General features: G+C 71.4%; 9 protein-coding genes. 3 read left to right on the top strand and 6 right to left on the bottom strand.

The window, feature by feature from the left end; genetic code table 11:
• The first annotated feature begins 10 nt into the window (after positions 1-10).
• A complete protein-coding gene (locus tag BUE30_RS01520) occupies positions 11-1921 on the top strand; it encodes a glycoside hydrolase family 127 protein (protein ID WP_073325969.1) in 1911 nt (636 codons plus the stop codon).
• A gap of 325 nt (positions 1922-2246) precedes the next feature.
• Here the strand turns inward: BUE30_RS01520 and urtE are convergent, their stop codons facing one another.
• From urtE to urtA, 6 genes are all read right to left on the bottom strand, one after another.
• Positions 2247-2948: an urea ABC transporter ATP-binding subunit UrtE gene (gene urtE / locus BUE30_RS01515; protein WP_073325967.1), complete on the bottom strand. Its 702-nt coding sequence runs from the start codon at positions 2946-2948 to the stop codon at positions 2247-2249.
• 3 nt (positions 2949-2951) lie between these two features.
• Positions 2952-3683 (bottom strand): urea ABC transporter ATP-binding protein UrtD, encoded by a 732-nt coding sequence (gene urtD / locus BUE30_RS01510; protein WP_073325966.1) that lies wholly within the window; start codon positions 3681-3683, stop codon positions 2952-2954.
• Positions 3680-4933 carry an urea ABC transporter permease subunit UrtC gene (gene urtC, locus BUE30_RS01505; protein ID WP_073325965.1) on the bottom strand — a complete coding sequence of 418 codons (1254 nt, stop codon included), beginning with the start codon at positions 4931-4933 and terminating at the stop codon, positions 3680-3682. Before urtC ends, urtD begins: the two co-directional genes overlap by 4 nt.
• Positions 4934-4958: 25 nt before the next feature.
• Entirely contained in the window at positions 4959-5372 is a 414-nt protein-coding gene (locus BUE30_RS17710) for a DUF6636 domain-containing protein (RefSeq protein WP_073326506.1), read from the bottom strand.
• An 80-nt stretch (positions 5373-5452) separates the two neighbouring features.
• Positions 5453-7390: an urea ABC transporter permease subunit UrtB gene (urtB, locus tag BUE30_RS01495; RefSeq protein WP_073325964.1), complete on the bottom strand. Its 1938-nt coding sequence runs from the start codon at positions 7388-7390 to the stop codon at positions 5453-5455.
• A gap of 82 nt (positions 7391-7472) precedes the next feature.
• Positions 7473-8780 (bottom strand): urea ABC transporter substrate-binding protein, encoded by a 1308-nt coding sequence (gene urtA / locus BUE30_RS01490; protein ID WP_073325962.1) that lies wholly within the window; start codon positions 8778-8780, stop codon positions 7473-7475.
• A gap of 387 nt (positions 8781-9167) precedes the next feature.
• Between urtA and BUE30_RS01485 the strand changes: the two genes are divergently transcribed.
• Entirely contained in the window at positions 9168-9965 is a 798-nt protein-coding gene (locus tag BUE30_RS01485) for a TIM barrel protein (RefSeq protein WP_073325960.1), read from the top strand.
• Positions 9966-10028: 63 nt separating this feature from the next.
• Positions 10029-10772: a 2-dehydro-3-deoxy-D-gluconate 5-dehydrogenase KduD gene (gene kduD, locus BUE30_RS01480; RefSeq protein WP_073325958.1), complete on the top strand. Its 744-nt coding sequence runs from the start codon at positions 10029-10031 to the stop codon at positions 10770-10772.
• Positions 10773-10778: the final 6 nt, after the last annotated feature.

Here is a 10778-nt window from a genome sequence, read left to right as displayed (position 1 = left end):
AAAGGCAGACATGCGCACCTACCATTCCGTCCCCTTCTCGGACGTCACCATCACCGGCGAGTTCTGGCGCGAGCGGCTGGACACCGTCCTCGAGAGGACGATCCCGTCCCAGCTGAGGAAGCTGGAGGAGAGCGGCATCCGCGGCTCGATCAGGCTGCCGAAGCCCGTGCCGCCGCTCACGATCCCGCGCCAGCCCAACGGCTTCACCGTCCAGTATTTCTGGGACAGCGACATCGGCAAGTGGATCGAGGCGGCGGCCTATGCGCTCTCGCACCGGCACGACGCGACGATCGAGGCCGAGGTCGAGGCGATGATCGACGATCTCGAGGCGGCGCAGCAGCCCGACGGCTACCTCAACTGCTTCTACACCGAGCGCGAGCCCCAGAACCGCTGGACCAACCTGCGCGACAACCACGAGATGTACAATGCCGGCCACCTGCTGGAGGGGGCGGTCGCCTATTACCACGCCACCGGCAAGGACCGCTTCCTGGGCATCATGGAACGCTACATGGACCACATCGCCGCGACCTTCGGGCGGGGCGAGGGCCAGCGGCGCGGCTATCCCGGCCACCAGGAGATCGAGCTGGCGCTGATCCGCGCCTTCCACGCGACGGGCAAGGAGAAGTACCGCGACCTCGCCACCTACTTCATCGACGAGCGCGGCAATACCGACGGGGTCGAGCACTACTTCACGAAGGAGGCGAAGGAACGCGGCGCGGACCCGGCGACGTACCATTTCGCCTCGTCGGGCATGTACGAATATTCCCAGGCCCACATCCCCGTCCGCGAGCAGACCAAGGTCGTCGGCCACGCCGTGCGCGCGATGTACATGTACGCCGCGATGGCCGACCTCGCCGCCGAGCACGGCGATGCGGGCCTCAAGGCGGCCTGCGAGGCGCTCTGGAAGGACGCGACCGAGAAGCGGATGTACGTCACCGGCGGCTTCGGCCCCTCGGCCCATAACGAGGGCTTCACCCGCGATTACGACCTGCCCAACGACACCGCCTATGCCGAGACCTGCGCGAGCGTGGCGATGGTCTTCTGGGCGGCGCGGATGCTGAACCTCGACCTCGACGGGCAGTATGCCGACATGCTCGAGCTCGCGCTCTACAACACCTGCCTCGCGGGCCTCGGCTGCGACGGGGAGCATTACTTCTACGACAACAAGCTCGAGAGCGACGGGACGCACCATCGCTGGGCCTGGCACATGTGCCCCTGCTGCACGATGAACGTCTCCCGCCTTGTCGCCTCGGTCGCCGGCTATTTCTACGGGCGCAGCGAGGACGGGATCGCCGTGCATCTCTACGGCGGCGCGACGACGACGCTGCCCGTCGCGGGCGGCCACGTCACGCTGGAGGAGACGAGCGACTATCCCCGGGACGGCCGGATCCGCATCGCCGTCACCCCGGACGGGACGGGCCCGTTCACCCTGTCGCTGCGCATCCCCGCCTGGTGCGAGGGGGCGCGCGCCGCGGTCAACGGCGCGGACGTGGAGGTGACGCTCGAGCGCGGCTACCTCAAGCTGACGCGCGACTGGGCGGCGGGCGACGTGGTCGAGCTCGACCTGCCGCTCGTGCCCGGCCGGCTCTACGCCCATCCCGACGTGGTCCGCGATGCCGGCCGGGTCGCGCTGCGCCGCGGGCCGCTCGTCTACTGCGCCGAGCAGGCCGACAACGACGCCCCCGTCCTGCGCCTGCGCCTGCCGGCGGACGCCCCCCTGAGCGACCGCCCCGCGCCCGACCTGCTGGGCGGCACGGTCCTGATCGACGCCCCCGCCCGGGCCGAGGAGGACGCCCCCTGGGAGCACGCGCTCTACCGCCCGACGCGGGCGGCGGAGAAGGACGTCCGCCTCACCGCCTTGCCCTACTACCTGTGGTGCAATCGCGGTCCGAACCCGATGCAGGTCTGGCTGCTGGAATAGGCCGCGGGGGGCGCGGGCGGGGCGGCGCCCCCACGGGCCGCCCCGCCGCCGCCACGGGCCGCCCTGCCGCCGCCCCGGCTTGTCTCGCGCCCGGGGGGGCGGAAGGCGGCTCCCGGCCTCGCGCCCGAACGCCCGCCGGGCAAGGACCGCCGGGGCACGCTCCGGCCGCCGCGGGGGCGGGGGGGATAGAGCGTCCGCCCCTCCTTCGCAGGGTGTCAAATACCGCGGGGTCCGGGGCGGAGCCCCGGCTCCGGCGGCCGCAGGCCGAACGGTCGCCCGCGGCGACCGCCCCGGCGCCTTCGGCCGCTCCCCGCCGCCGGCCGCCTCAGACCGAGACGGCCCCCAGCAGCCGCTCGCGGTCCAGCTCGGCGCGGCCTGCGCTGTAGGTCACCGCGCCGCGCGTCAGCACCTCCACCCGGTCGGCGAGGCCGACGGCGAAGTCGAAGCGCTGCTCGACCAGCACGATCGCCATCTCTGCCTCCTCGCGCAGCTGGCCGATCACCTTGCCGATCTGGGCGATGATGTTGGGCTGGATTCCTTCCGTCGGCTCGTCCAGCAGCAGCACCTTGGGCCGGGTCACCAGCGCCCGCGCGATGGCGAGCTGCTGCTGCTGCCCGCCCGAGAGGTCGCCCCCGCGCCGGTGGCGCATCTCGGCCAGCACGGGGAAGAGCTCGAAGATCCGGCCCGGCACCTCGCGCGGCAGGCCCTTGGCGCGCAGCACGGCGAAGCCGGTCTCCAGGTTCTCGGCCACGCTCATCAGGGGAAAGATCTCGCGGCCCTGCGGCACGTAGGCGATTCCCGCCCGCGCGGCGGCGAAGGCGGTCGGGTGGCCGAGATCGGTCCCGTCCACCGCGAGGCGCCCGTCCACGAAGGGGTGCCGCCCCGCGATCGCCTTCAGGAGCGATGTCTTGCCCACCCCGTTCGTGCCCATCACCGCCGTCACCGCGCCCGGCCGCGCCGCGAGGTCGATGCCGTGGAGGATGCGGCTCTGCCCGTAGCGCAGCGTCAGTCCCGTCACGTCCAGCATGTCCTAGCGCCCCAGATAGACGTCGATGACGTCGGGATTGGAGGTGACGAAGTCGAGCGAGCCCTCGGCCAGTACCGACCCCTCGTGCAGCACCGTCACCCGGCAGTCGAGGCGGCGGACGAAGTCCATGTCGTGCTCGACCACCACCACGGCCCGGTCCCGGGCGAGGCGCCGGAGCAGGTCGGTCGTGTGCTCGCGCTCGGCCGGCGTCATCCCGGCCGCCGGTTCGTCCACCAGCAGGAGCCGCGGATCCTGCGCCAGCAGCATCCCGATCTCGAGCCATTGCTTCTGTCCGTGGCTGAGCTCGCCCGAGCGGCGCGACAGCTGGCCGGCCAGCCCGACCTCGTCGGCGATCCCGCGGATCCGCCCCTCCTCCGCGCGGCGGGCGAAGAGGACGGCGAAGGGCCCGCGCGGCGCCTTCAGCGACATGGCGAGGTTCTCGCGCACGGTCTGGTCCTCGAACACGGTCGGGCGCTGGAACTTGCGGCCGATCCCGGCCTGGGCGATGCGGCTCTCGCGCAGCTTCAGCAGGTTCGCGTTCTCCTCGCCCCAGACGACGCGGCCCTCGTCGGGGCGGGTCTTGCCCGTGACGATGTCCATGAAGGTCGTCTTGCCCGCCCCGTTCGGGCCGATCACCGCACGCAGGCCGCGATCCTCGACCGCGAGCGAGAGGTTGTCGATGGCGCGGAACCCGTCGAAGGTGACGGACACGCCGGAGACCTCGAGCAGCCTCATTCCCCGGCCTCCCGGGCGATGCCCTCCTCGCGGCGGAGCGATCCCTTGTCGGGGCCGTAATCGCCGGTGCGGTCCGGGGCCCGCCGGTCGGTCCACAGATCGACCAGCCCGCCGATCCCCTTCGGCGCGAGGAGCGTGACGGCGACGAAGCTGAGACCGAGCAGGACCAGCCACCAATCCGTCCAGACCAGGGTGTAGATCCCCAGATCGAGATCCGGCACGAGCCCGCCGGTGAACCAGCTCGACATCAGCGAGACGAGGGCCGCGCCGATCACCGCGCCGTAGAGCCGGCCCCGCCCGCCGATCGCGACCCAGACGGCGAGGTAGATCGACGCGATGGGCGCGATCTCGGCCGGGTTGATGATGCCCGCCTGCGGATAGTAGAGCGCGCCCGCGATGCCGGTGACCACGGCCGTGAGCGTGAAGACGAAGAGCTTGAAGCTCTCGACATGGTAGCCGAGGAAGCGGACCCGCGCCTCGTCGTCGCGGATCGCGCGCAGGACGCTGCCCATCTTGCCCGAGACCACCCAGGCGAGCAGCACGTAGCCGAGCCCGAGCGCCAGCGCCGAGCCCCAGAAGAAGGCGAGGCTGACCGCCGCCTGTCCCGCCGCCTCGAAGCCGGGGATGTTCTGCAGGCCCGACAGCCCGTTGTTGCCGCGCAGACCGCTGTCGTTCTGGAAGAGGTAGAGCGACAGGGCCAGTGTCATCGCCTGCGTCAGGATCGACAGGTAGACGCCGGTGACCCGGCTGCGGAAGGCCAGCCAACCGAAGACCAGCGCCAGCAGGCCCGGCACCAGCACGACCAGCGCCAGCTGCAGCGGAAGCGAATGGGCGAAGGCCCATACGAGGGGAATGTCGGAGGTGCCGACCACGCCGAAGATCTGCGTGCCGATCGCCGCCTCGACCTCGGCCGGGGTGGGGGGGATCGGCGCCGAGGCGAGGCTGGCGGCCACGATGACCTCGGTGCGGGCCCACATCAGCCACATGCCGATCGCGTAGCCGCCCAGTCCGAAGAAGGCCATGTGGCCGAGGCTGAGGATGCCGGTATAGCCCCAGACCACGTCCATCGCGATGGCGGCGAGGCAGAGACAGAGTGTCCGTCCCAGCAGCTTGACCATCGAGACCGAGACCAGCCCGGCCGAGGCGAGCAGCGTGACCGCGATCACCAGCGCGGCCAGCAGGGCGAGGAAGACGAGGGTCGAGCCGGGCAGCGCCCGGCGGCGGGGCGGGGCGAGGACGGCGTCGCTCATCGCGCCGCCCCCCGTCCCGCCGCGGTCACCAGATCCGCTGCGCGGCCCGCGACAGCAGGAAGCCCCGTCCGTCCGCGTTCCGGCACTCGAACCCGGTCCGCTGCGAGACGCAGCTGATCCGGCCGAAGGCGGCCGTGGCGCCGTATTCCGCGACATCCGTGTAGGCGGAGGGCCGGCCCGAGGGCCCGCCGCAGCCGGCCCGGACGGCCCCGGTCTGCAGCATGTCGACGTGCAGCTCGTTCCCCGCCGGGCAGGCGATCCCCGCCGGGGCGGATCCCGTATCGCGTGAGACGATCGTGCAGGACAGGTCGCCGCCGTCGACCGAGCCGTTGCAGTAGATGTTGCCCGACGGGGTGCGGAATCCGAACCCGTCCGCCATCGCGGGCGGGGCGGCGAGCGCGAGCAGCGCGGCGAGGCAGGGCAGTCGGCGTCGGGTCATCGGAGCGATCTCCATCCATCCGTGCGGCCGTTTGCTGCCGCAGCGTCATCATAACGGTCCCACGGGTGTCTGTCATGGACTCACGCCTCCGCCGCGCGGCCCTTGAGGGCGACGATGCCCCTCGGCCGGACCTGGATGAACAGGATGATGAAGAGGATCATGTAGGTCTGCGCCGCCAGCGTGTTGGACGGGTTCAGCCATTCGATCCCCTTCTGCAGCACGCCGATCAGGCCGGCGCCCGCCAGCGTGCCCCAGATGTTGCCGACGCCGCCGACGACCACGGTCATGAAGCTCTGCACGATGTAGTTGGCGCCCATCTCGGAGGTGACCTGCGCGTAGAGGCCGATGGCCACCCCCGCGATCCCCGCGATGCCCGAGCCGAGCGCGAAGGTCAGCATGTTGATCCGGCCCGGATCGATCCCCATGGAGCCGGCCATGCCGGGATTCTGCGTCACCGCCCGCACCTCCAGCCCCAGCCGGGTGCGCCTGAGGATGAAGAGGAGCAGACCGAAGAAGATCAGCGCCAGGACGAAGATCGCGACGCGGATGTAGCTGATCGCCACGATCTCGTTGAAGGCGAGCTGACCGTTCAGCCAGGCGGGCGAGGTCAGCGGCCGCGCCTGCGTGCCGAAGATCACCTTGGCCAGCTGCTGCAGCGCGATCGAGACGCCGAAGGTCGCGAGAAGCGTCTCCAGCGGGCGCTTGTAGAGGTGGCGGATCACCAGCCGCTCCATCGCGATCCCGGCGGCGGCCCCCACCACGAAGGCGAGAGGGACGGCGACGATCAGCGACAGCGTGTAGTCGGGAATGACGGTCTGGACGAGGTAGCCGGTATAGGCCCCCATCATGATGAACTCGCCATGGGCCATGTTGATGACGCCCATCACGCCGAAGGTGATCGCGAGCCCGATCGCGGCGAGGAAGTAGATCGAGGCGAGCGAGATCGCGTCGAGCGCGAGGTCCGCCGCCTGGTTCACGCCGACCTTCCTCTCGATCCCCGTCAGCACCGCGCGGGCGGCGTCCGTGACGGCCGGGTCGTCCTCGTCGTGGACCTCGGCGAAGACATGGGCCGCGACCGCCGCCTGCAGCTCCTCCTCGGTGACGAAGGGCTCGGCGAGGCCCTGCGCGGCGAGCGCCTCGTAGGCGCGGATGCGGGCGGCGTCGGAGGACAGGGCGGAGACGGGCTCGCCGCCCACCGAGCCGTCCGCGATGTTGGCGATCAGCGCCGCCCGGACCTGCTCGGGCGAGATGCGGGGCGGCGCGAGGCCCGCGTTGACGAGCCGGGCATAGGCCTCGTCCATCGTCATGTCTGTGCCGGGACGCAGCAGGCGCGCGACGTTTCCCGTGGGTTCGGCCGTGTCGATGTAGGCGGAGGTGGCGAGGATCTGCGACAGCGCGCCCCGGACGGTGGTGGACATGTCGCCCGCCATCCCCTCGATCGCGGCGACGCGCGTCTCGGTATCGTCGCCGAACCGGGCGCGCAGGATGTCGACGAGCCGCGCCTTCTCGGCCCGGATCGCGTCGTCCTCCTCGCCGGCGAGCGAGTCAAGCAGCGGCTCGATCTGGCTCTCGTCGGGGCTGCGGGCGATCTCGGCCAGGGCGGCGCGGCGGGCGCGAATGTCAGGATCGGACAGCTGGAACGCGACGAGGGCGCCCGCGATCTCGCGCCGGACGCCGCCATTGGGGCGGATCTCCTCGACCGCGTCGGCCGGGGCCTCTCCCGCCGCCTCGCCAGTGGCGATGTCGAGCAGGGTGACGGTGCCGCCCTCGGTCCCGCCCGCGTAGTAGAACAGCCCGTCCCCGGTATTGCGGACCACCTCGCGGTCCTGCCAGCGGGCAAGGAAGGTGGCGACGGCCGGCAGGCCGCTCTCGACCAGCGGGTCGAGCACGGTGTCGACGCTGGAGCGCGAGGGATCGGCGACCTCCTCGGCATGGGCCTGGAGCAGCGATTGCAGCTCCTGCGCGGGAAGCGCCAGGGGAAGAGCCATCAGCACGAGGAGAAGGAGCGCACGGGCCATGACGGTCTGCCTGTTGCGTGAGGGGGGGGGAAGGTTCCCCGCGCCGCGAGGGATCGGCGGCGCGGGGGGTGTCCGCGTCAGCTCAGTAGTTGGAGGTGAGCTGGACGCAGGTCTCGGTCTCGGTGTTGTACATCCCGCATTCCAGCGTCTCCCAGTCGGATTCCAGGACCGCCGAGTCGGGCAGGTAGTCGGTCCAGGCATCCCCGGGGACGGGATCGGTCTGCGAGATGATGTCGAACTGGCCGTCGGCGCGGATCTCGCCGATCAGGACGGGCTTCGACAGGTGATGGTTGGTGCCCATCACGGCCGTCCCGCCGGTCAGGTTCGGGAATTCCTGGCCCCACATCGCCTCGCGCACGGCGTCGACATCGGTGGTGCCCGCTTCCTCGACCGCGTTCACCCACATGTTGAAGCCGATGTAGTGAGCCTCCATCGGGTCGTTGGTGACGCGGGCCTCGTCGCCGATGAATTCGTGCCAGGCGGCGATGAACTCGGCGTTCTCGGGGGTGTCGGCGCTCATGAAGTAGTTCCAGGCCGCGAGATGCCCCTCGAGGTTCGACGTGTCGAGGCCCGACAGCTCCTCCTCGCCGACCGAGAAGGCGACGACGGGAATGTCGTCCGCGCTCACGCCCTGCGCCGCCAGCTCGGTGTAGAAGCCGATATTGGCGTCGCCGTTGATGGTCGAGATCACGCCGACCTGGCTGCCATCGGCGCCCAGCTCGATCACGTCGGCGACGATGGTCGACCAGTCGGAATGGCTGAAGGGGGTGTAGTTGACGAAGATGTCCTCGCTCGCGATGCCCTGCTCCTGCAGGTAGCTCTCGAGGATGTTGTTCGTCGTGCGGGGATAGACGTAGTCGGTGCCGAGCAGGGCGAACTTCTCGACGCCCAGCTCCTCGAGGAAGTAGTCGACCGCCGGAATCGCCTGCTGGTTCGGCGCGGCGCCGGTGTAGAACACGTTGCGCGAGCTTTCCTCGCCCTCGTACTGGACGGGGTAGAAGAGCAGGCCGTTCAGCTCTTCCAGCACCGGCAGGACCGACTTGCGGCTGACGCTCGTCCAGTTGCCGAAGATCACGTCGACCTCGTCGACCTCGATCAGCTGCCGGGCGAGTTCGGCGAAGCGGGGCCAGTCCGAGGCGGGGTCGACCACGACCGCCTCGATCTCGCAGCCGAGCAGCCCGCCGGCCTCGTTCTGCTGCGCGATCAGCATCTCCATCGCGTCCTTGAGCGTCGTCTCCGAGATCGCCATCGTTCCCGAGAGCGAGTGCAGCACGCCAACCCGGATCGGGTCCTCGCAGCTCTCCTGCGCGAGCGCGGCGCCGCCCACGAGCGCCGCCGCCGCGGCGAGAGCGGATGTCAGATGCGTAGTCTTCACGGGTATCGTCCCCATCGTTGTGCCGGTCGGGTCCGGGATGGCGGCGCGTGACCGCGCCCGCTCGCCCGCTATATCCCCCGTCGCAGCGGTTCCTCGTTGCAGCCCGGGCGGCCCTCGCATGATCCATGACAGTGGCGCGGGGGTCGTCCGGCACCGGTCTCTCCGTCCCGGCGGTCGGATGAGGCGCCGGGCCCGCTCCGGTGACCAGCGGCGGCGCGGCGCGGCGGCGGGGCCCGCCGCGAAACGCCCACGTTTTACGCGGCGGCAGGGGCGATTGGCGCCCGCTTGGGCAGGGCGCGCGCGCCGGCGGGGCCGGGGCCGGGGCGGCGTGCCGCTGCTCCGGGCGGTGGACCTTTCCTGCGGCGCAGGTCACGGTGCGGATCGCCGAGGGAGGATGCGACGATGACCGAGACCGGGACCGGGGGCGCGGAGCCATTCCGCCTGGCAGCCTGCGCGGAGATGCTCTGGCCCGATCGGCCGCTGCCCTGGCGCGTGGCGCGGCTGGCGGAGATGGGGTTCGGCATCGGCCTGTGGCAGATCCCCGACGGGATCGAGGAGCTGAGGCGCACCGGCGCCTGGTTCACGATCATGAACGCCGCCGCGGACGGCGACATCGCGACGGAGGACGGGGCGACGCGGCTGCTGGCCAGCGCCCGGACCCATGCCGAGGCGGGTCTGCGGCTGGGGGTGGAGCGGCTCTGCATCACCGGCTCGGCCCTGGGCGAGGGCGGGCGGCCGCTGACCGCGATCGAGGCGCCGACGGGCGCGACCTGGATGCGGGCGCGGGACACGCTGGAGCGGCTCGCCGATCTCGGCGCCGACCTCGGCGTGACCTTCGCGCTGGAGAACCTCAACCCGCTCGACCATCCGGGCGTGCCGCTCGCCCGGACGGCCGATGTGCTCGCGCTGGTCGCCTCGGTGGACCGGCCGGAGCTGCGGATGAACCTCGACCTCTACCACACGCAGCTGGGCGAGGGGGACCTGCTGCGCTGGGCGGAGAAATGCCTGCCCTTCATCGGCGAGGTGCAGGTGGCGGACAATCCCGGCCGCTACGAGCCGGGCACGGGCGAGGTGGCCTGGCCCGCCGTGGCGCGGGGCCTCGCCGCGATGGGCTATGCCGGTCCCGTCACGCTGGAGGCCTGGGCATCGGGCGAGTCCGAGGCCGCGCTGGAGGCGTTCCGCGCCGCCTTCACCCCCTGATCGCCGCTGGCCATCCCGGCCCGGCCCGCTAGGGTGCCGCCGTCACGCGCAGGAGAGACCGTCATGAGCCGCAGATTCTCGCTCGAGGGGCGCCGCGCCCTCGTCACCGGGGCCAATACCGGGATCGGGCAGGCGATCGCGCTGGCCCTCGCCGAGGAGGGCGCGCAAGTGACCGCCGCGGGCCGGCGGTCCTGCGACGAGACGGTGGAGAGGATCGCGGCGGCGGGCGGGCAGGGGGACCAGATCCGCCTCGATCTCGCCGACCCGATGGCGGCGACGGGCCTGTTCGCGGGGGCGGGCTACGACCTGCTCGTCAACAATGCCGGCATCATCCGCCGCGCCGACAGCGTCGATTTCACCGAGGCCGACTGGGACGACGTGATCGACGTGAACCTCAAGGCGGTGTTCTTCACCGCGCAGGCCTTCGGCCGCGAGCTGATCGCGCGGGGAGCGTCCGGCAAGGTCGTCAACGTCGCCTCGCTGCTGTCCTTCCAGGGGGGAATCCGCGTGCCGTCCTACACCGCCTCGAAGCACGGCGTGGCGGGGCTGACCAAGGTGCTGGCCAACGAATGGGCGGGCAAGGGGATCACCGTCAACGCAATCGCGCCCGGCTACATCGCGACGAACAATACCGAGGCGCTGCGTGCCGATCCCGAGCGGTCGAAGGCCATACTCGAGCGCATCCCCGCCGGGCGCTGGGGCGATCCGGCCGACATCGCCGGCGCCACGGCCTTCCTCTGCTCGCCGGCGGCCGACTACGTCACCGGCGCGGTGCTGAACGTCGACGGCGGCTGGCTGGCCCGCTAGGGGAGG

The sequence above is a fragment of the Wenxinia saemankumensis genome (assembly GCF_900141735.1).
GTDB classification, from domain to species: domain Bacteria; phylum Pseudomonadota; class Alphaproteobacteria; order Rhodobacterales; family Rhodobacteraceae; genus Wenxinia; species Wenxinia saemankumensis.
This window is presented reverse-complemented; position numbering and strand designations above follow the sequence as displayed.

Coding starts and splice junctions, on each gene's coding strand:
- BUE30_RS01520 (WP_073325969.1), top strand. CDS start 11: ATGCGCACCTACCATTCCGTCCCCTTCTCGGACGTCACCATCACCGGC.
- urtE (WP_073325967.1), bottom strand. CDS start 2,948: ATGCTGGACGTGACGGGACTGACGCTGCGCTACGGGCAGAGCCGCATC.
- urtD (WP_073325966.1), bottom strand. CDS start 3,683: ATGAGGCTGCTCGAGGTCTCCGGCGTGTCCGTCACCTTCGACGGGTTC.
- urtC (WP_073325965.1), bottom strand. CDS start 4,933: ATGAGCGACGCCGTCCTCGCCCCGCCCCGCCGCCGGGCGCTGCCCGGC.
- BUE30_RS17710 (WP_073326506.1), bottom strand. CDS start 5,372: ATGACCCGACGCCGACTGCCCTGCCTCGCCGCGCTGCTCGCGCTCGCC.
- urtB (WP_073325964.1), bottom strand. CDS start 7,390: ATGGCCCGTGCGCTCCTTCTCCTCGTGCTGATGGCTCTTCCCCTGGCG.
- urtA (WP_073325962.1), bottom strand. CDS start 8,780: ATGGGGACGATACCCGTGAAGACTACGCATCTGACATCCGCTCTCGCC.
- BUE30_RS01485 (WP_073325960.1), top strand. CDS start 9,168: ATGACCGAGACCGGGACCGGGGGCGCGGAGCCATTCCGCCTGGCAGCC.
- kduD (WP_073325958.1), top strand. CDS start 10,029: ATGAGCCGCAGATTCTCGCTCGAGGGGCGCCGCGCCCTCGTCACCGGG.